Annotated in this window: 15 protein-coding genes, 1 tRNA gene and 1 pseudogene; 8 read left to right on the top strand and 9 right to left on the bottom strand. The window is 60.0% G+C overall.

The genetic code is table 11. From position 1 onward, the window contains the following. Window positions 1–15 precede the first annotated feature (15 nt). Window positions 16–1,623: an amidohydrolase gene (locus FYJ44_RS10050; RefSeq protein ID WP_154511710.1), complete on the top strand. Its 1,608-nt coding sequence runs from the start codon at window positions 16–18 to the stop codon at window positions 1,621–1,623. A gap of 102 nt (window positions 1,624–1,725) precedes the next feature. Continuing rightward, window positions 1,726–2,526 (top strand): IclR family transcriptional regulator, encoded by an 801-nt coding sequence (locus tag FYJ44_RS10045; protein ID WP_154511708.1) that lies wholly within the window; start codon window positions 1,726–1,728, stop codon window positions 2,524–2,526. 163 nt (window positions 2,527–2,689) lie between these two features. On the opposite strand, the gene FYJ44_RS10040 is transcribed toward FYJ44_RS10045, so the two are convergent. Beyond that, a complete protein-coding gene (locus tag FYJ44_RS10040) occupies window positions 2,690–3,472 on the bottom strand; it encodes an MBL fold metallo-hydrolase (protein WP_154511706.1) in 783 nt (260 codons plus the stop codon). Window positions 3,473–3,607: 135 nt separating this feature from the next. Between FYJ44_RS10040 and FYJ44_RS10035 the strand changes: the two genes are divergently transcribed. Further along, window positions 3,608–4,015 (top strand): winged helix-turn-helix transcriptional regulator, encoded by a 408-nt coding sequence (locus tag FYJ44_RS10035; RefSeq protein ID WP_154511704.1) that lies wholly within the window; start codon window positions 3,608–3,610, stop codon window positions 4,013–4,015. 67 nt (window positions 4,016–4,082) lie between these two features. On the opposite strand, the gene FYJ44_RS10030 is transcribed toward FYJ44_RS10035, so the two are convergent. Both FYJ44_RS10030 and rfaD read right to left on the bottom strand, forming a co-directional pair. Continuing rightward, window positions 4,083–6,110 carry a methyl-accepting chemotaxis protein gene (locus FYJ44_RS10030; RefSeq protein ID WP_154511702.1) on the bottom strand — a complete coding sequence of 676 codons (2,028 nt, stop codon included), beginning with the start codon at window positions 6,108–6,110 and terminating at the stop codon, window positions 4,083–4,085. Window positions 6,111–6,266: 156 nt separating this feature from the next. Next, the gene (rfaD, locus tag FYJ44_RS10025; protein WP_154511700.1) at window positions 6,267–7,238 is read right to left on the bottom strand and encodes an ADP-glyceromanno-heptose 6-epimerase; all 972 of its coding nucleotides are present in this window, start codon (window positions 7,236–7,238) and stop codon (window positions 6,267–6,269) included. Between the two features lie 193 nt (window positions 7,239–7,431). On the opposite strand from rfaD, the gene FYJ44_RS10020 reads away from it, so the two are divergent. The 5 genes from FYJ44_RS10020 (at window position 7,432) to FYJ44_RS10000 (ending at window position 10,931) form a co-directional block, all read left to right on the top strand. Next, window positions 7,432–8,349, top strand: a complete 918-nt coding sequence (locus FYJ44_RS10020) for a hypothetical protein (RefSeq protein ID WP_154511698.1) — start codon at window positions 7,432–7,434, stop codon at window positions 8,347–8,349. A 125-nt stretch (window positions 8,350–8,474) separates the two neighbouring features. Further along, window positions 8,475–8,801 carry a hypothetical protein gene (locus FYJ44_RS10015; RefSeq protein ID WP_154511697.1) on the top strand — a complete coding sequence of 109 codons (327 nt, stop codon included), beginning with the start codon at window positions 8,475–8,477 and terminating at the stop codon, window positions 8,799–8,801. Further along, window positions 8,794–9,588, top strand: coding sequence for an ABC transporter ATP-binding protein (locus FYJ44_RS10010; protein ID WP_154511695.1), 795 nt, complete (start codon window positions 8,794–8,796; stop codon window positions 9,586–9,588). The genes FYJ44_RS10015 and FYJ44_RS10010 overlap by 8 nt, the downstream gene beginning before the upstream one ends. Then, window positions 9,585–10,748 carry a SufB/SufD family protein gene (locus FYJ44_RS10005; protein ID WP_154511693.1) on the top strand — a complete coding sequence of 388 codons (1,164 nt, stop codon included), beginning with the start codon at window positions 9,585–9,587 and terminating at the stop codon, window positions 10,746–10,748. Before FYJ44_RS10010 ends, FYJ44_RS10005 begins: the two co-directional genes overlap by 4 nt. Before the next feature lie 107 nt (window positions 10,749–10,855). Continuing rightward, a tRNA-Ile gene (locus FYJ44_RS10000) sits at window positions 10,856–10,931 on the top strand. 76 nt (window positions 10,932–11,007) lie between these two features. Here FYJ44_RS10000 and FYJ44_RS09995 read toward each other — a convergent pair. The 6 genes and pseudogenes from FYJ44_RS09995 to FYJ44_RS09970 form a co-directional block, all read right to left on the bottom strand. Then, window positions 11,008–11,466, bottom strand: a complete 459-nt coding sequence (locus FYJ44_RS09995) for an AAA family ATPase (protein ID WP_154511691.1) — start codon at window positions 11,464–11,466, stop codon at window positions 11,008–11,010. A gap of 329 nt (window positions 11,467–11,795) precedes the next feature. Further along, window positions 11,796–12,005, bottom strand: a complete 210-nt coding sequence (locus FYJ44_RS14730) for a hypothetical protein (protein ID WP_229772652.1) — start codon at window positions 12,003–12,005, stop codon at window positions 11,796–11,798. Between the two features lie 3 nt (window positions 12,006–12,008). Then, window positions 12,009–12,191, bottom strand: coding sequence for a hypothetical protein (locus FYJ44_RS09985; RefSeq protein ID WP_154511689.1), 183 nt, complete (start codon window positions 12,189–12,191; stop codon window positions 12,009–12,011). A 116-nt stretch (window positions 12,192–12,307) separates the two neighbouring features. Beyond that, window positions 12,308–13,065 (bottom strand): annotated as a pseudogene (locus tag FYJ44_RS09980) (IS5 family transposase). 300 nt (window positions 13,066–13,365) lie between these two features. Beyond that, on the bottom strand, window positions 13,366–19,656 hold the full coding sequence (locus tag FYJ44_RS09975; RefSeq protein ID WP_154511687.1) for a calcium-binding protein: 6,291 nt from the start codon (window positions 19,654–19,656) through the stop codon (window positions 13,366–13,368). Beyond that, window positions 19,616–20,113: a hypothetical protein gene (locus FYJ44_RS09970; protein ID WP_154511685.1), complete on the bottom strand. Its 498-nt coding sequence runs from the start codon at window positions 20,111–20,113 to the stop codon at window positions 19,616–19,618. Before FYJ44_RS09970 ends, FYJ44_RS09975 begins: the two co-directional genes overlap by 41 nt. Window positions 20,114–20,582 lie beyond the last annotated feature (469 nt).

Below are 20,582 nucleotides of genomic sequence, written 5' to 3'. Positions count from 1 at the left end.
GCGAAAGGAGCCGCCATGCGCTGCCGGGAAAAAACCCTGTATGCCAATGCCGATGTCGTATGCATGGATGCGGACAACAGCCGGGCCTCGGCCGTGCTGGTCTGCGGGGACCGCATTGAAGCCGTAGGCCGCGAGGAGGAACTGCGGCCTCTGGCCGGTCCGCGCGCGGAACGGGTCGATCTCAAAGGCGCGTGCCTTTACCCTGGCTTTATTGATTCGCACAGCCATCTGTCCCTGTACGCGGCCTGGAAGCCCTATGCCTACTGCGGCGGCGCGCGAAGCCTGGCCGAGGCCCTTGAGATCCTGGCCGGGCATGCCGCCGGGCGTCCCGGGGACGCCTTTGTGGTCGGCTACGGCTTTGACGACACGGCCGTGAGCGAAAAACGCGGCCCTCTGCGCCAAGAACTGGACGCCCTCTGGCCGGACCGTCCCGCGGCGCTGGTGCACGTCTCCGTCCACGCCGCCTACATCAACAGCCGCATGTTTGAGATCCTCGGCATTCCCACGGATCGGCCATCCGCAAATATCCACATTGTCTGCCGGGACGGCCGCCCCACAGGGCTGATCACGGAGGAGACGGTCTGGAAGCTTTTCAGCGCACTGCCCGCCGTTTCCCTGGAGCGGCTCAAGGCGGGCCTGCAACTGGCCGTGGCGGACTACAACGCCCAGGGGTTCACCGCCACCATCGGCGGCGGCGCGGGTTTCGGGGGCCTGCAGCCCTTTATGGTCGCCAGGGCCCTGGCCGGTCTGGAACGCGAAGGCAAACTCAATCTGCACGTGCACATGCCGGTCATCGGCACGCATTACGACATGTTTGAGGCCACGGGCATGCTGGACGGGCCGGGTTCGCCCATGCTGCGCCCCCACGGCGTCAAATTCTTCGCGGACGGCTCCATCCAGGCGTACACGGCCGCCCTGCCCGAAGGCTACCACGACCGCCCGGATCTCAAGCCGGACATTCTCGGATCGTATCGGGAGCTGGAAGCCAACGTCCTGGCCGCGCATGCCGGCGGACAGCAGGTGGTGGCGCACGGCAACGGCAACGGAGCCATTGAGGCCGTCATCCGCGCCGTGGAAAACGCCCAGGTCCGCTCCCCCCGCGCGGATCCGCGCCATCTGCTCATCCATTGCCAGACCGCCTCGGACGACCAGCTGCGGCGCATGAAGGCCGTGGGCCTGTGGCCGTCTTTTTTCGGGCTGCATATCTGGAACTGGGGCGACAGGCATCATGACATTTTTCTCGGGCCCCAACGGGCCGCCCGGCTGAACCCCTGCCAGAGCGCCGTGCGCCTGGGTCTGCCGTTCTCCCTGCACGCCGACACTCCGGTCTTGCCGCAGATGACCATGCTTTCCATCCACACGGCCGTGAACAGGCTGACCAGAGGAGGGAGAGTCCTGGGGGAGGATCAGCGCATCAGCGCTCTGGACGCCATGCGCGCCTATACCACCCATGCGGCGGCCATGTGCTTTGAAGAGAACAACCGCGGCTCCATCGAACCGGGCAAGGTGGCCGATTTCACCGTACTTTCGGAAGACCCCTGTTCCACGCCGCCGGAAGCCATCAGCCGGATTTCCATTGAGGCCGTGCTCAGCGCGGGCCGCCCCGTCTGGGGGCGTTGGTGAGACGGGAACACTCCGCCCTTGTGTCCGGCGGGCTTTCGGCTACAATAACGATGATGCACGGCAGGAACTATTGGCGGAACCATATCCAAGGAAGCCCCACGCATGGCTGACATTCCAGCGCATTCAGGTCTGCAGGAGCCCGGCCCCCTGTATGTGGCCTCCCTTGCAAAAGGCATGATTCTTCTTGAGAGCTTCAAGGAAGGCTCCCCCTTCCTGGGCATCACCGAGCTTGCGCGCATTACGGGCTTTGAAAAGAATCTTGTCCAGCGTCTGAGCAACACCCTGCACAAGATGGGCTATCTGGAAAAAGATGAAATCCGCCGCAAATATTATCTTTCCCCGCGCATCCTGAAACACAGCTTCAACTACCTGCGCTCCCGCAAGACATTCGCCCTGGCCATGCCCGCGCTCATTGAACTGCGTGAGGAACTGCGCATGGCCGTGAACATGTGCGTCCTCAACGGTCCCGATATTATCTATGTCATCCGGCTCTGGATGAAATATTACCACGAGGCCTCCCTGTTCGGGGAAAGCCTTCCCGCATACGTCTCCGCCGGCGGGCGCATGTTGCTCTCCCTGCTTCCCGAACAGGAAGCCCGCGGTCTGCTGGCGGCGACGAACCTCATCAGGCTGACGCCCCATACCCGGACCGACCCGGATGAACTGATGGAAGAGGTGAGAAAGGCGCGCGCCCAGGGCTACTGCTGGCAACTAAGTGAATTCATTGAAAATGAAATCAGCATTTCCGTCCCCGTGACGGATGCGGACAATAAATCGGCGGCCATTATTGTGACAAGGCTGCTCAAGAACGCCGGGCCGGAAAGTTGCAAAAATTTTATAGACGATACGCTTCCAGCCCTGCTTGCGACGGCCGCCTCCATCTCCCGGCTTGCGGGAACCTGACCAGGAGCGGCGGGCTTGCGGTTCTGATGCGCGCGAATGCCATCTTCGCCTGTCGCGGGCCGCGCCACGGTAGCATAAAAACAGAACAACAGCGCCCCGGCAAATTTCCGGGACGCTGTCAGCAGCTTCAGGAGGGCGCGCCATACGGCGCGCCCCTTTCCCGTTACAGGACGCAGATCTCCCCGTCTTCGGGAATGCGCACCCGCTCCCAAAGCCCCGTCGCCGCCACAAAGGCCCGCAGCCCGGCGCGATCCAGCCGGGCATGGTTGACCGCATCCATATGACTGGCGATCAGCGTGGCCCACGGGGCCGCCCGGGCCACCTCCAGAACGCCGTCCGCACCCATGAGAATGGGCGTTTCGTCATAAAAACGGGCATCCGCCGCGTTGAGCACAACCACGCCGGGCCGGTGCAGGGCCAAAGTTTCGCGCACGCCTTCGTACCAGACAGTATCCCCGGCCACATACAGGGTTTGCTCGCCGGGAGCGGTAAAAACCACGCCGCAGGCAGTGGCGGGAAGGCCCCGTTCCCGCCAGTTGCGCGCGGCGGCTTCGCCCAGGCCGTGCATGGCTTCGGTTCTGTGCAGGACGATCTCCCCAAAACCGACGCCCGTCTCCGCAAGGGGCGTGACGTCCGTGAATCCCAGCGCCCGCATGTCCCGCGCCTCCGCGCCGTTCCGGGCGAACATGGGCATAGCCTTGGGAATGGCCTGCCGGGCCGCCGCGTCAAAGTGGTCGAAGTGATGCATGTGAGTCACCACAACCGCATCCACGTCCACTATGCTCGCAACGGGCAGCGGCAGATCCACAAGAGGATTGGGCGTGGCGTCGCGGGGCGACGGCACAGGGGGCAACGTGCCCTTGTCCGCCAGAAAAGGATCCAGCAGAAACTTTTTCCCGACGAATGTAATAATGCTCGTAGCTCCACGGATTCGTTGAAATTTCATTGCTTGCATCCTCGTGTTGGCATCCGTTATAAAAATGACTGTGCTTTGAACATCTGTCTGTACTGATATACCGATAACAGCGATCGGAACAAGAATGCACTTTTTTGATACAGCGTACCTGAAAGGATACTGAAGATGGCCGAGGAACAGACGCGAGAAAACACAGACCGCCGCGACAGGAGGCAAAATCCCGTTCCCGTGCAGCGGCATTGCCCGGTGGAAGCCACGGCGGATCTCATCGGCGGGAAGTATAAATCTCTGATTCTCTACAAGCTCACGGGTGAAACCTTGCGCTTTTCACAATTGCGCAAGGCCGTGCCCTGTGCCACGCCCAAAGTGCTGACCCGGCAATTGCGCGATCTGGAAAGGGACGGTCTGGTGCGGCGGGAAGTCTTTCCCGTGGTCCCGCCCAAGGTGGAGTATTCGCTGACGGACTTCGGCAGAAGCATCAGGCCGGTTCTGGAGGCCATGTCAGCCTGGGGGCGCGGCTATCTGCAAGAGCGGCGGCGTAAGGAAAAAAACGCTGAAGACGAAACCGCCTGAAAGCCTTATGCCGACGCAAAGGGGGCGCGCCATACGGCGCGCCCCCGTTCATCCTGAAAAGCAGCCCCTAACCCTTCTTCATATTCTCGATCAGGCCGGTCAGCGCCCGCGCCTGCTCCGCCAGTTCCGCCACCGCGCCGGCGGCTTCGCGCATGGCCTGCGACGTGTCCCCGGCAATGGCGTTGACCTGGGTGATGGAATTGTTGATCTCCTCGCTGGAGGCGGACTGCTGCTCCGAAGCCGTGGCGATGGCCCGCACCTGATCGGCTGTGGAATCGGCCATCTCAACGATCTGTTGCAGGGCCTCGCCGGATTTTCCGGCGAATTCCGTGGCCTCGCCGATAATCCGCACGGCCTCCTCGACCTGCTCCGCGCTCTGGCCGGCGCTCTGCTGAATGGCCAGAATGGCGTTGCCCACATCGTGGGTGGAGGCCATGGTTTTTTCGGCCAGCTTGCGCACCTCGTCGGCCACCACGGCGAAACCGCGCCCGGCTTCGCCCGCGCGCGCCGCCTCAATGGCCGCGTTGAGGGCCAGCAGGTTGGTCTGGTCGGCGATATCCGAAATCACGCCCATGATCCGGTCAATGGACTGGGCCTGTTCCGACAGCGTCCGCATATCATCCTTGAGTTCCAGGGACTGTTTCTCCACCCGGCGGATGCTGTCCACGGCCTGTGAAACCACCTGCGCCCCGGCCTCGGCCCGCTGCCGCGTGGCGGCGGACATTTCCGGGGCGGAACCCGCGTTCCGGGCCACTTCGGCCACGGTGACGTTCATTTCCTCCATGGCGGTGGCGGTGTCCGTCACCCGCGTGGCCTGTTCCGCCGCGCCGCGTTCGGATTTTTCAATCTGGGCGGAGAGTCCGGCGGCCACGGAGCTGACCACGCCCACCACGCCTTCCAACTGCCCGGCGGCGGCCAGCATGCCCTCGCGCCGGGCGCTTTCGGCCCTGTGGCGAGCCTCTTCGGCCATGCCCATGGCTTCCTGGGCCTTGGCGGTTTCCTGCCGGGCCAGTTCCGACTGCTCCCCGGCCTCGGCGATGCGGGTCTTGAGCGTTTTCACCATGGTGTGCAGGGCCCCGGCCAGCCTGCCGGTTTCATCCCGCGCCCGCACCGAAAGCGACGCGTCCAGATCCCCTTCGGCCACGGCCTCGGCATAGGCGGTGATGCGCTTGACGGGCGAGGCCAGCAGCCTGCCCATGGCAAAGGCCACCAGCGCGAAGACCAGGGTGATGCCCGCCGTGGCCAGCAGGGAGTTGCGCAAAGCCTCCTGCCGCACCTGGACCACATGACCCAGCGGCTGGCCGGTAAACCACATGCCCACGGGCTTGCCCGCCATGTTCAGGATAGGCCAGTAGACCACGCTGAAGGGCCTGCCCAGAAGCTCCAGACGGCCGGAGACGGTTTCCCCGCGTTGCAGCACGGCCTCGGACACGGCGGCGTTTTGCAGCCGCGTGCCGATCAGGCGCTTGCCGTCCTGCATCAGGGTGGTCATGGCGCGAACGTCGTCCCTGAAAATGGTCGCTTCCAGGCCGGTATCCTTTTTCAGCTTGTCCACATAGGCTTCGCTGGTCAGGGAAATGCCGATGCCCACGGTGCCCGCCACCTTGCCGTCACGCATCAGGGGCGCGCCGGCGCGCAGGGTGAACGGCACCACCGTGCCGGTCACCACGCCCACCACGGATTTTCCCTGGCGGCCCGCGCTCACGGTTTCCTGATTGTTGACGTCGTCGCCGTATTTCGGGGAATGGCCCCGGGCCACCACCATGCCCTTCTCATCGGTGATGGTGATGAATTCCGATCCCGCCATTTCCATCAACTCTTTGCCGATGGCGGCGGCAGCGGCGTGATCGCGCCGCGTCACGGCCTCGATCAGTTCGGGGTTTTGGGCTATCAGCCGGGCTTCTTTCAGAAATTTTTCGCTGTTGGCATTGTAGGTGGCGTCCGTGGCCGCTTTGGCCAGTTGCGTCGTACCCTCAATGCTGGCGTCCAGGGGAGGTTCCAGAAGGCGCATGGTCGTCAGAAGGACTGCCGTGCAGGACAGGGCCACGGCCACGACCACAAATGTGATGATCTTTCCCGCGATTGATAAGCGCATACTTTTCCTCGCTGCCGGGAGGGGGGGACAGACCCCGGCGCGCAAAGCATCCGCCGGGCCGGTCTGCCGCACTCTCCGGACATTTTTCTTTTAATCGTGAACCAACCATATGTCAGACAGCCTCGCTTCTATATATCGACGAACTTGACGATTGCCTTAGAGGTAGGAATCCTCTTTTTCCAGATAATTGCGCACATAGTCGGCCGCGCCCTCTTCCAGCGAGGTGAAACCCAGAGGGCAGTCCACACGGGCCAGCCAGCCCATGTCGGCGCGGGTGTAATTCTGGTACTTGCCGCGCAGCGTTTCGGGCATGTCCACGTAGTCGATGCGGCATTCCCGCCCCAGGGCGGCGAACACGGCCCGGCCCAGCTCGTTGAAGCTGCGGGCCGCGCCCGTGCCCACGTTGTGGATGCCGTTGACGTCCCCGCGCTCCAGCAGCCAGGCCATCAGCGCGGTGCAGTCCTTGACGTAGACAAAATCGCGCTTCTGCTCGCCGTCGGCCAGACCCGGCACATCGGATTTGAACAGCGCCAGCCGTCCGCGCTCCCGGATCTGGCGGTGAGCCTTGACCACCACGCTCTGCATGGACCCCTTGTGGTATTCGTTGGGGCCGTAGACATTGAAGAATTTCAGGCTGACCACCTCGCCGCACAGCTTCTCGCGCAGCAGCCAGAGGTCGAAGAGCTGTTTGGAATAGCCGTACATGTTCAGGGGCGCGAGCCGGGGGATCAGGGCCGGATCGTCGCTGAAGCCGAGGGAGCCGTCGCCGTAGGTGGCCGCCGAACTGGCGTTGATGAAGCGCGCGCCCTTGTCCAGGGCGTAGCGGCAGAGATCGCGGCTATAGTGGAAATTGTTTTCCATCAGGAAATCCGCGTCGCGCTCGGTGGTGGAGGAACAAGCCCCCAGGTGGACCACGGCCGAGATCTTCCAGGGCAGGGCGTCGCGTTGCAACATATCGTAAAAACGGTCGCGGTGCAGATAGTCCACATAGCGGCGTTTGACCAGATTACGCCATTTCTCGCTGCTGGCCAGATTGTCCACCACCACGATTTCGTCCAGATCCATATGGTTCAACTGCCAGAGCAGGGCGCTGCCGATAAAGCCCGCGCCGCCGGTAATCACGTACATAAAGGCCTCCGTAACATCATGCTAGCCCAAAGGCGGCGCGGCCCGCAAGTCTTCGCGCCGGGGGCTTTCCCCGCTGTCCGGTTCGGGTATATAACAGCCTGGGGGTTTCGTTGGGCTGTCTGTCTGATGGGGCATGACGGCCGCTCTTTTCCGGTGACGCCGCGTCGTCGGCAATAAAGGGGGAGTTCTTCGTATGAAAAAGGTCATGGGAAAGATCTGGACAGGCCTGATCCTCAATCTGCTGGTCATGATCGCGGGCATCTTCAGTCTGAGCGGGGAGTATGGGTGGAGCCTGTTCACCAAGGGCTTCGCGGCCGTTATGCTGCTCGCTTTTCTGACGTCCCTGACGGGTGTGATCATGCTGATCCGGGGCAATCCCGTGGGAGGCATCGTCGGAGCCGCGGGCAGCGTCTTTTTTGTGCCTATCGGGCTGGTCTGCATGATCGGCTGCCTCCAAGGCAGAGACGATATCCGCTTCGCGGGCTATGCGCGCGGCACGCCGAAAACGCCCGCGCCCGCGGCCCCGCTCGGCCGGATACATCAAGCCGGAGAAACAGAACCCGCCGGGTCCACGCCCTCAGCCGAGCCGATAACGAACGGCCGGGAAACGGGATCCTCCGCGCCTGCGACGCCGTCCGCGCCCTCGGAAAAGACGCCTGCAACGTCCGCGCTGCCCGCTGAAACGCCGCTGACCGCCTACAAATTCACGGACGAACGCCTGCTGGGTTTTCTTATGCTGTCACTTGGAACGGTCCTGGGTTTCTATCTTCTCTCCATCGGAGGCGGCTCAGGTTCGGCCTTCTTTATGGCCGGACTGGGCATCGCCGTCATGATCAGAGGCAGCCGCCGCCAGGACATGCATGTTTACGCCCTGTACAAGGATCGCCTGGAATGCGTGCCCGGCGTGTGGTCCGTCCCTGTGAGCATCCCCTATGCGGAAATCCTTGAGGCTGAAATGCGGCGCAACAAGGCCTGCATTTACCTTAACAAGCCTGACGGCCGCGAAAAAATCACTATCCCCCTCGGCTTCATTCCGGGCGACAAGCGTGAGGAGGCCCAGGAGGCCTTCGCGGCCCAAATGCGCAAACTGGGCGTGCTGCGCGAAAAATGACGGCAAACGAACCGCCCTTCCCGCGCCGTCGCCGGGGCGCGGATGCGTCGGCTCCGCCGCGCCGGACTGGACAGCGCGGGTCAAGTTTGCAATCATGACTGGATTGCCATTACAAGGGGTACCATATGGAAGTGTGCATCGCCTATATGCACGGCAAAGCGGTCATGCTGGAGCTGCGGGAAGGCGTGGTCTTTCTCGACAATGAGCCTCAGCCCATCAAAAACGTCACCGAAGAGGAACTGACGGCCTTCAGCGAGGCTGTCCGGGCCATTCCCTACAGCACGGACCCGGGCTACGCGGCCCTGGTCAACGCCAAGCGCGCGGCCTTCATCGTCAATCTGCTGGGCCGGGCCGTGGGCGACGAGTGCATCTCCCAGTTGACCCACATTCTGGACCATGTGCACTACGACGTGCTGGAATACCTTGGAGAAAACGGGGACAGCGATGCTTGAAATCCATGATCTGCACGTCTCGGTTCAGGGCACGCCGGTGCTCAAGGGCATCGACCTGAGCATCAACTCCGGCGAGACTTTCATTCTTTTCGGGCCCAACGGCTCGGGCAAAACCACCCTGCTGATGACCCTGATGGGCGTTTCCGGCTACGAAGTCACCCAGGGGCAAATCATTTTCAAAGGCAAGGACATCACCCACGCGCCCATGCACGAGCGGGCCCGCCTGGGCATCGGCATGTCCTTCCAGCGCCCGCCCACCATCCACGGCCTGCCCACGGGCAAACTGGTGGAGCTTTGCGGCCGGGGACGGGAGATGGATATTCCGGCCATGGCCCGCACGGTGCACTTCGACCAGTTTCTGGACCGCGACGTCAACGCGGGTTTCTCCGGCGGCGAGATCAAGCGCTCGGAACTCCTGCAGCTCATGGCCCAGCGGCCGGACCTCCTGCTCTTCGACGAGCCGGAATCCGGCGTGGACCTGGAAAACATGGCTCTGGTGGGCAAAACCGTGCGCCAATTGCTGGACGGCGTGCCCAGCGCGTGCAGCGCCACCCTGCGCGAGCGGGAGCGACGGCGCTCCACCAGCGGGCTGATCATCACCCACACCGGCCACATTCTGGAATATGTCAACGCGCACCGGGGCCAGGTCATGTACCACGGCAAACTCTGCTGTGAGGCCCGGCCGCGCGAAATTCTCGATCACATCGCCAACCACGGCTACCAGGAATGCCTGCGCTGCCTGGCCGGGGACATGTACGGCAAAATCGCGGAGGCGCCCCTGCTATGAGCACTGTGGATCTTTCCCGCTTTTCCTTCAGCGGCGGCGAAAACGCCGCGCCCATCGACGACCTGACCCGCCTGCCCGCCGAGGACCGCGAACGTCTGGTGCTGGCAGGCATTGACGTCAACGACCGCCAGGTCAGCGGCGCGTTCATGCAGCTCAACCACGCGGGCGTGCACTGCGAAACCCGCCAGGAAGGCCTGGATCTCATGGACATCCGCGCGGCCCTCAAAAAATATGACGGCCTGCCGCAATATTACTGGCAACTGCTCGATCCGGACAAGGACGACTTTACCCGCATGGCGCACGAGCACCTGAACGGAGGCTATTTCGTGCGGGCGCGCAAGGGCGTCAAACTGAGCGAGCCCGTGCAGTCCTGTATGTTCATCAAGGGGCACGGCGCAGGCCAGAGCATCCACAATATCGTGGTGGTGGAGGAAGGCGCGGAACTGCACATTCTGGGCGGTTGCGCCACGGCGCACGAGGCGCGCGACTCCGCCCATCTGGGCATCACCGAATACTATGTGGAAAAGGGCGGCAAGCTGACCTTCACCATGATCCACAACTGGGGCGAGAGCACCACGGTGCGGCCGCGCTCCGCCGGACGGGTGGAAGCCGGAGGCGTGTTCCAGAACAATTACATCCTGCTCAAGCCCGTGGGCGACCTGCAGATGTATCCGCTCATGGAGCTGGCCGGTTCCGGCGCGGTGGCCCGCTTCAATTCGGTCATCGTGGCCCCCTCGGGATCGTACGTGGATTGCGGCAACCGCATTGAACTCAACGCCCCGGACACGCGCGGCGAAGTCATCTCGCGCGTGCTGACCACGGGCGGCACGGTGATCAACCGGGGCTACATCGGCGCGGCGGCGGCCCCGGCCAAAGGGCATCTGGAGTGCAAAGGCCTGATCATGGGCGGCGGGCGCATCCACGCCATCCCGGAGCTGAACAGCAATCAGGACGGGGTGGAGCTTTCGCACGAGGCCGCTGTGGGCAAGATCGCCCAGGAGGAAATCGAATACCTCATGGCGCGCGGCCTGGACGAGGATGAAGCGGCCTCCACCATCGTGCGCGGCTTCCTCAATGTGGAAATCATGGGCCTGCCCGCGCCGCTGAAAAAAGCCATGGACGAGCAGATCTCACTGCTGGAAACCGGCCACGCCATGTAAGGCGCGGCCGGGAAGCGGCGACCTGACCGTCCGGTTTTTTGGAGTTCTCCGGATCAGGCCGGATCGTCTTGACCGGCGCGCCCGCTTCCGGCTATATGAAAGCTCTTGGGCCTATAGCTCAGTTGGTAGAGCCTCCGGCTCATAACCGGCAGGTCCCAGGTTCAAGTCCTGGTGGGCCCACCAACACACGTTCCGCCAAAGTCCGCCGAGGTTCGCAACACCTTGGCGGATTTTGCTTTTATGGGGAATCACGCTCCGTCTAATGCGAATTTTCCAGGGCAGCCGCGAACAAGCGCCCTATGCCTTCGCCGCATCGCGCTATGCCGAAGCCGTAGTGGAGGGAGGCGCATTGCGGACCGGAGATTATTCCCTGTACGGCCTGACCGACAGGATCGCCCTTGAACGCAAATTTTTGTCCGCCGTGGCCGGTCACTTCAAAAACGGGATAATTAATCCGGGCCGCCAGTTGCTTGATACAGGAGGTCTTGCCGCAGCCTGTGGGGCCGAAGACGTAGAGCGGTTCCTGCGGACCGAGAAGCCAGACGATCACGTCCCGGCTGGACTCGTGGAAAATATAGGAAGGGTCAATGGCCGGAGTGTAGGCCGAGGGCTGGGCATAGCCTTTGACCAGAGTGCCGGAGGGCTTGCCGCTGAAGACCTGGCCGGCGTCCAGCTCGGCGGGCTGAAGAGATTTCAATTCATTGATCAGCGTGGTCATAATGATCTCCCAAATGTGAAGAGCCCGGCTCCTCAAGGGGAACCGGGCTCTTCACATGGTATGTGCGTAACTTATTCGGATTTGGTGTATTTTCCGGAGGAATTGTCCAGAATCGTTACCCTGTCGGCCAAGTTTACAGCCTTGGGCAGGTTTTCGAGGCTTCGTGAAAAGCGCCGTATCACATCCTGAGGCGGAACGTCATGCCCGCCACGGGCCACAGGCAACACGCTCCAAAGCCAGCGCGGAGGACGTCAGGCGTATATAGACAAGCTCCACTTCATACCCGTGCTGTCTGGCTTCATCCATCAGGACGAAGTCAAAATATGACGTCAGCGTGGATTCGCGCGCAAAAGAAACGCCCTCCTGAGAAACAGGCGGGCCATACGGGCGGCGGCTTTTCCGGCGGCGATGGGCGAAAGCCCTTCCGCGGCAAGTTTGTCCGGGTCAATGACCAAGAGGTTTTCCCGTATGACCAGAGCGCGGGAGAACGTGCTTTTGCCCGCGCCGTTGGGGCCGCAGATGCACAGCAGCTTGGACATGCATCATCCCGCTTGCCGGATTTCCGGCAGGCTGGCTGTTTCCATATGCCCGTCAGGATAGCGCAAGACGTACTGCCCCTTGTCGTCAAGGTAGTTCAGCGGCACGCCTTTTTTCAGCTCCTGCTCAAGGATGAGATGCTGATTCTCCATGGCTGTTTTGACGAGTTCTTCCCAGGTCAGCGACATGGCGACCTCCTTTGCGGAAGAATACGAAGCGTGCGCCGGATGGTCAACAGGCACAGGGCCAGGCTCACTTCAGAATGATACCCCATAATTTCCTCTTTACTTAGGCTCAGGACTCATTAATTGAGATAGAAGATAACAACGGCTGCGATGCATATAGCCGAGAAAAATGTGTGGGCACATCGATCATAGCGCATTGCAATACGTCGTCAGTCTTTGATTCTACCAAACATGTTTTCAATTTTGTGGCGTTGTTTATACAGATCTTTGTCGTAGGCAATAGCTACTTTTCGGGTTTTCCGGGAAGGGATGCAAGGCGTGATGCCTCTTTCGAGCAAGGCATTGCGGAACCAATCGGCATCATATCCTCGGTCAGCAAGGAGTTCCTTGGCCTTGGGGAAGGCGCTCAACAATTGCGCAGTTCCCTTGTAGTCACTTGTCTGGCCGGGAGACAACAAAAGGAGGATTGGCTTGCCCTCGCCATTGCAAACAGCGTGAAGTTTGGAGTTCAGTCCGCCTTTTGTGCGTCCGATACAGCGGGAAAGAGCCCTTTTTTAAGCAAGCTTGCTGCCGTACGATGGGCTTTAAGGTGGGTGGCATCAATCATTAGCCACTCTGTATCCCCTTGTTTTTCAACAAGCTCCATAAATATTTTGTTGAAAACGCCAAGTCTGCTCCAGCGTATGAACCTGTTATACAAGGTTTTATGTGGCCCGTACTCGCGAGGTGCGTCTTTCCACTGAAGTCCATGTTTTATGACGTAAATGATTCCACTGAGTATCCGCAAATCGTCAACACGCGGAATGCCATGGGACAAAGGAAAATATGGCTTGATCCGATCAAGCTGGGCACGGGAAAGATAAAAGAGAGTACTCATAGCTCACCTCTTGGCACACTATGAGTACTCTTTTACAAACTTTTTGACAATTAATGAGTCCTGAACCTAGATAGCGTCTAAAGGATGTGCTTATGATGAATCCTCAACGCCGCCATGCAATCTCAGATGCAGCATGGGCCTTATTGGAGCCGCATCTGCTAAGGCTGCCGTACAAATCCGCTGTATAGCGATATGGTTAACGGTGTTAACTTGAATTCGTGTAGACACTATCTAAGATAAGGGCTGCGCCATCGTTGACGCAGCCCTTGTGAATTAGCGTTCGAAATACCGTATTACAAGTTATAACCCGCTATAATAGAGAATATTATCAACTGTAATCTCCTGCACGCCTGCCAGCGTGACTGCCAAGTCTGTGGAGGCGGTGTAGTTGCCGTCGCCGTTCATATCGGCATAGACATAGGTGTTGCTCCCGTTTTCAAAGACAAGGACGTTGTTGTCCGTGAAACTGCCGGTGCCCAGGCTTGCGTTATCAATATAGCCCATGGAAATGATGCCGTTCTGCGTCTGAATTGCCAGAACATCGCCCTCGGCAGCATTGAAGTCCGTAATGACGTCGTTACCTGGGTTGGTACCCATAAAGGCGAAGACGTCCTGTCCCGCGCCGCCGGTAAGCGTGTCATAGCCCACACCGCCGATGAGCGTGTCGTTGCCAGCCCCGCCGTTGAGAATATCGTTGCCGGCTCTGGCGTTGATCACGTCATCGCCCGTGCTGCCGGTGATGGTGTCATTGCCGGAGGTGCCGATCACGCCCTCAAAAGAACTGATGGTGTCTAGATAATATTGGTTCGACGTGTTGCTGTAATAAACGTAAGCCGTGCCGATGGAGAGATTGAGGCTGACTCTGCTTGAGAACGCCGAGTAGTCAAGCGTATCCTGGCCTTCGCCACCGCTCAGGCTGGCCCCGACCCCGGCCGCTCTGACCACCATGTCATCACCCGCGCCGCCGGAAAGCATCACGGCCCCGCCGCCCGTCAGGGTATCATTGTAGGCCGAGCCGGTCACCGCTTCAATGTAATACAGGGTGTCGCCTTCGGCAAAACCGCCATGGTTTGTATTTGTGGCCAGGTTGACATTTACGGCCTCGGTGGAAGCGCTGTAGTCGACTGTGTCGATGCCGTTGCCGCCATTCAGGTCGTCCGCTCCGGCGCTGCCCATGAACAAATCGTTGCCGTTGCCTCCTTCCAAGGTTTCCGAACTCGCGCCGCCTGCCAGCGTGTCGTTGTACTGGCTGCCGATAACATGTTCAAAGCCGTTGATGGTGTCACCCTCGGCAAAGCCGCCCGAGCCTGTGCCGGTGGCCAGGTTGACGGTCACCCCGGTGGTTGAGCTCGCGTAACTCAAAGTATCCGTGCCCGCGCCGCCGTTCAGGAAGTCGGCCCCCAGGCTGCCGAGGATTTGCTCATTGGCGGCGCTGCCGATGATCGTGTCATCGTGGGTGGAGCCGTACACCACCTCGAAATTGCGCAGCTGACCGCCACCCAGATCAATATCCACGCCCGTCGCAGACGAGTTGAAGTCGACGGTGTCGATGCCGGCCGTGCCGATCATGCATTCAACGGAATTGAGCGCGTCTGTATACTTGGCGGAGCCAGTTCCCCACACCTGGGCCGTGCCCGCGCCAACATTGACATAGACCTTGCCCAAGGCCGAGAAGTCCACGGTGTCAACGCCATCGCCGCCATCAAACTTCATCGCTCCAAGCCCGGTCTGGATAAGCAGGTCGTCACCCGCGCCACCGGAAAGGGTAGTCCCGGAACCCCCGGCCAACGTATCATTATAATTGGAACCGGTCACCGCTTCCATGTTGAGGAACCTGTCGCCCTCGGCGAAACCGCCCTGGCTCGTATTTGTGGCCAGGTTGATATTTACGGCCGACGTGGAAGCGCTGTAGTCAACCGTGTCCTTGCCGCCGGCTCCATCCAGAGTTTCCGCCGCCGCGCCACTGATAAGAAGATCGCCATAGCTGCTGCCGATAACATGTTCAAAGCCATTGATGGTGTCACCCTCGGCAAAGCCGCCCAAGCCTGTGCCGGTGGCCAGGTTGACGGTCACCCCGGTGGTTGAGCTCGCGTAACTCAAAGTATCCGTGCCCGCGCCGCCGTTCAGGAAGTCGGCCCCCAGGCTGCCGAGGATTTGCTCATTGGCGGCGCTGCCGATGATCGTGTCATCGTGGGTGGAGCCGTACACCACCTCGAAATTGCGCAGCTGACCGCCACCCAGATCAATATCCACGCCCGTCGCAGACGAGTTGAAGTCGACGGTGTCGATGCCGGCCGTGCCGATCATGCATTCAACGGAATTGAGCGCGTCTGTATACTTGGCGGAGCCAGTTCCCCACACCTGGGCCGTGCCCGCGCCAACATTGACATAGACCTTGCCCAAGGCCGAGAAGTCCACGGTGTCAACGCCATCGCCGCCGTCAAACTTCATCGCTCCAAGCCCGGTCTGGATAAGCAGGTCGTCACCCGCGCCACCGGAAAGGGTAGTCCCGGAACCCCCGGCCAACGTATCATTGTAATTGGAACCGGTCACCGCTTCCATGTTGAGGAACCTGTCGCCCTCGGCGAAACCGCCCTGGCTCGTATTTGTGGCCAGGTTGACATTTACGGCCGACGTGGAACGGGAGTAGTCGACAGTGTCCACCCCGGAGGAATCATTGATCTCGTCCGCTCCGGCTCCGGCTATGTAGAGGTTATTGCCCCCACCGCCCATAAGGGTCGAGCCGGCGTCGGAAGCTGCGAGAGTGTCATTGTACCGGGAGCCTGTCACAGCCTCAATGTTGCTCAACCGATCGCCCTCGGCGATATTGCCACGGCCGATGCCGCTGAGCAGATCCACATTCACCGCGCCCGTAGCGCCCGCGTAGGATACCGTATCTGCGCCGCCCCGGCCGTCTATGCTGTCCGCGCCGTCGCCGCCGTCAAAGAGTTCGTCGGCTACCGAACCAAGTAAGGTGTCGTTAAACGCCGAACCGATGAGTTGTTCAATGCCGCTCAGCGTATCTCCTTCGGCGTAGCCGCCACTGCCCGTGCCGGCCTCAAGATCCACGCGCACGCCCGAGTCGGAAAGGGCATAGGAAAGCGTGTCGACCCCGAGCCCGCCGGCAAAGGATGCCGCGCTCAACCCGGCTATAAAACTGTCATTGTAGTCCGAACCAATGATTCCTTCGATGGAGATGAGACGGTCGCCCTGCGCGTCACCACCCCTTCCCGTTCCGGTGCTCAGATTGATGGTGACGCCCGCTGTTGAACGGCTGTAGTCGGCGATGTCCGTGCCTTCCCCGCCGTCCAGCGTGTCCGCGCCCGCGCCGCCCTCAAGGATGTCGTCGCCATCGCCTCCGGCCAGACTGTCATTTCCCACTCCACCAACAAGCCCATTGGCGTCGGCATTGCCGACAAGCGTATCATTATAGTATGTTCCGATGATATGCTCTATGGAAACAAGAGTGTCGCCCTGCGCGTCACCGTACCATCCCGTTCCGGTGCTCAAGTTGACGTTCACGGCGGAAGTGGAAGCGATGTAACTTACCAAGTCTTCACCCGTGCCGCCGTCAATATAATCCGCGCCGGCGCTGCCGCGAATAGTGTCATTGCCCGCGCCAGCGAAAATGGTCTCGGATTTCGCGTAGCCACCCAGCGAATCTCCATATTGAGAGCCAATCAACACCTCAATGTCGCTCAGGGTATCGCCTTCGGCAAAACCTCCCGAGCCGCGCCCGGAACTCAAGCTGATGGTCACGCCGGCATCCGACAGGGAATAATCGACCGTGTCCGTGCCCTGACCGCCGTCTATTTTATTTGCCGCGGCGGAAGCGATGATGGAGTCGTTGCCGTCGCCGCAGTAGAGAGTGTCATTGCCGCTGGAATTGCCGCGTATGGTGTCACCAAAATCAGAACCGAGAACATATTCTATGTTCAAAATGGTATCGGAATTCGGCACGACAGATTGTGTGCCTCCCCCCTGCAAATCAATGACGCGGCCTGACGTTGCCTCGGCATAGCTGAGCGTATCCGGGCCTTCGCCTCCGTCGATGACATTGCCCTCGCCCGTGACGGAGATGAAGTCGTTGCCGTCGCCACCCAGAAGCGTGGAGCTAGAGCCGTGGGAATAGAGGGTATCGTTCCCCCCTCCCCCATCAAGGTACGAAGCGCCGTTGACGCCATGCAAGATGTCATTGCCGGTTCCGCCGATAACCCCTTCAATGGAAACCAGCGTGTCAGACGCACCGTATCCGCCGGAGACGCTTTGCATGCGCAAATCCACGGTCACTGCGCCTTTAGTACCGGAATAGTCAACAACGTCGGCGCCATCACCTCCGTCAATAACGTCGGCGCCGCTGCCGCTTCTCAAGGTATCGTCGCCTGCGCCGCCGCGCAGTGTATTGTTGCCTGCGACGCCTATGATGCTGTCGTCGCCGTCACCGCCATCGAGAGAGTTATCGGAGGCGTTTCCTGTGATCGTGTCGCTATGCTGTGAGCCGACTACCGCTTCCATGTTGTCGTACGCATCGCCCTGGGCCCAGCCTCCTTCCCCGACGCCGGCCGTGAGGTCGACCCGTACCCCGGCATCCGACTGTGCATAAGAAACCGTGTCCACGCCGGAGCCGCCGAGATGCGAAGTGGCGGCTTGGGAGGCGCGGAACAGGTCGTTGCCCGCTCCTCCGTCCAATGTCGTGGCGACAGTATTGCTCCCCGTCAGCGTGTCATCGAAGTCGGAGCCGATGACACGCTCAAAATTTCGGATCACATCGCCTTCCGCATGGCCCCCATGACAGGCATTGGCTCCCAGATCCACCCATACCGCCGCATCGGAGCCCGCGTACGACAGCGCGTTCGTGCCTTCGCCGCCGTCCAGGGTATCCCTTCCCGCTCCTCCGACGAGCGTATCATTGCCACTTCCTCCGAAGATGGAATCGTCGCCGTCACCACCGGCAAGAATGTTGTCCCCGCTGTCGCCTGTGAGCGTATCATTGTAAGCGGAACCGATAACCCCTTCTATGCCGGAATAGACGTCGCCTTCCGCGGAGCCGCCTTGGCCTCCCCGGGTCAGATCGACGGAAACCGCGGAGCCGGAACCCGCATAGGACACCGCGTCCACGCCCGCGCCGCCTTCCAGCGTATCCGCGCCCATGCCGCTGATGAGCAGATCGTCGCCCGCGCCGCCGATAAAATGCACGGCCTGAAGACCGGCGGCGAGCGTATCGTCGTACGCGGAGCCGATGACGCCCTCGATGGACACAAGAGAGTCATTGTCGGCATGCCCGCCCGAAATTTCTCCGGTGGCGAAGTTGACGTTGATCGCGTCGTTGGAGGCGCTGTAATCGGCAAAGTCAAAGCCGTCGCCGCCATCCAGGGTATTCTGGCCCACGTCGCCGCTGAGCGTATCGTTGCCCGCGCCGCCGGCGATGAAATCGTCGCCCGCGCCGCCGTCGATGCGATTGTCGCCGGCGTCGCCCGCTAATGTATCATTGAAGGCGCCGCCCTGTATGCCTTCAAAGTTTGAAAACTGGCCCAGAGAAGAATTGTCCGCCAGGCGAGCGACGCCGGTTTGCAGATTGGCGTCCACGCCCTGGCTCGCTCCGGCAAAGCCCAGGGTGTCGTACCCGACGCCGCCGTCAAGCGTATCCTGGCCCCCGCCCCCTTCAATATAGTCATCCCCGTCGGTTCCGGTGATCTGATCGGCGTGGGCTGTGCCAATGACGCCTTCCACATTCGTATAGCCTTGCCAAAATGCGGCGGAAAGCGTTACGCCGCTGTCCTTTTGGCTGTAGCTGATGATGTCGAACCCATTCCCGCCGTCAATGGAATTGACATCATTGGCAATATAAATAATGTCGTTTCCTTCACCGCCGGAAACGCTATTATTGATGCCCTTCACAATAAGTACATCGTTTCCATCCCCGGAATTAATTTTATTAGTATCTCCGATAACCTGAATTACATCATCATTATCGCCACTTTCGATTTCGTTATCGTCTCCCTCAACAGAAATAGCATCATTTCCGGCACCACTTTCAATCGAATCCTTACTACCGACTATTTGAAAGACATTATTGCCGATCAAATCAGTAATACTATTGCTTGATCCTTCGATATGGATCGAGTCGTCGCCGACTCCACCTAGTATTGTGCTGTGTTCAACAACGGCTGTAATCAGGTCATTGCCATCGTCGCCGTATATTTTAGATTTTGTGCCTTCCGCATATATTGTATCATTTCCAGACCCGCCGCTGATTGAATTTTCACCGCCCACAACTTCAATATAGTCGTCGCCGTTTTCACCAAAGACAATATCATTGCCGCTGCCGGCATAAATCGTATCTTTCCCAGTGCCGCCACGAATACTATTATTACCGTCGCCAGCGACTATAAAATCACTTCCTTCGCCGCCATACATGGTATTCTGGCCATTTCCCGCAATCATTAAGTCATTGCCGGTTCCGCCGTCCATCTCGTCGCCGTACATGAGATTATTGCCGTCCCCCAACGCAATGAGCGTATCGTCGCCGTTACCTCCGTACAGCGTATTGTCAGTTTTGGCGTAAAAAAAAACATTTATGCAGGTCTTCATTGCTCACTTGAGCCGCGTTCGCCAAAAGGCTGTGCCAGGAGTAGAGATAGTTTCCCCTGGAATCGGCGTTGATGCTCATGCCGCCGACTATAAAATCATTGCCGTCCCCGCCGCTGGCGTCAAGCTCTTCTCTGCCGATAATAGTATCATTGCCTTTACCTCCAGATGCCGTCATATAATTGCCATAATCAGAATATATGACGTCGTTGCCGCTTCCCCCGCCAAGATCGTTTCGAGCATACCCGACGGTTATGGGATCGCCGCTCATCACAACCCCATTACTGCCGTTCCACGTTTGAACGCTGACATAATAACCGGCGCTGCCAAAGCTGCGGTAGCTATAGTAGTTTCCAGAGAAGTATGGCTTATTCAGCTCCCCGAATGTGGGTGTGAGGTATGTCCCGGTAGCTCTGTTGATGGCCGAGGCAATGAGCATTTCTATATCATGCAACATCATGGCAACTTCCCCCTGCGGCGGCATAAAAACTTTTGCCCTGGATGCGGGCCGGAGCATCCGACTCTTCGGGTAAGTCGGTTGATTCGGCTACACGTCCCGAGCCACTGAAAAGCCTTATCCGAGTCTATCTCGTGAAACGGCCTCGGCCAGCGCCCCAAAACGGCCGCGGCACGAAGCGCGTGATGCAAAATAAGGTGGGTGCCCGCGAAGCAAGCCCCAACCTTTACCCCTGCCCATGGCGTACGCGGCTAAAGGCCAGCGAGCGCTTTTTCCCAAGGCCTTCGGCATGCAGTGCCAGCCGGCGTTTTTTGTTTTAATTTTTCCCTATTCTCCAGCGCTAGGTGTAATGTTCCAATAGGTTGTTCACCCTGCCTCAAGCCGGTAAAGCTGGAGTTGACAGACAACAGTAAACCGAGCCGAGGACAGGGTGAACAGCCATAAGAATGCCAAATTGACTGCACGCGGTCGA

Origin of the sequence: Desulfovibrio porci, assembly GCF_009696265.1 — a bacterium.
Taxonomy (GTDB): domain Bacteria; phylum Desulfobacterota; class Desulfovibrionia; order Desulfovibrionales; family Desulfovibrionaceae; genus Desulfovibrio; species Desulfovibrio porci.
This window is presented reverse-complemented; position numbering and strand designations above follow the sequence as displayed.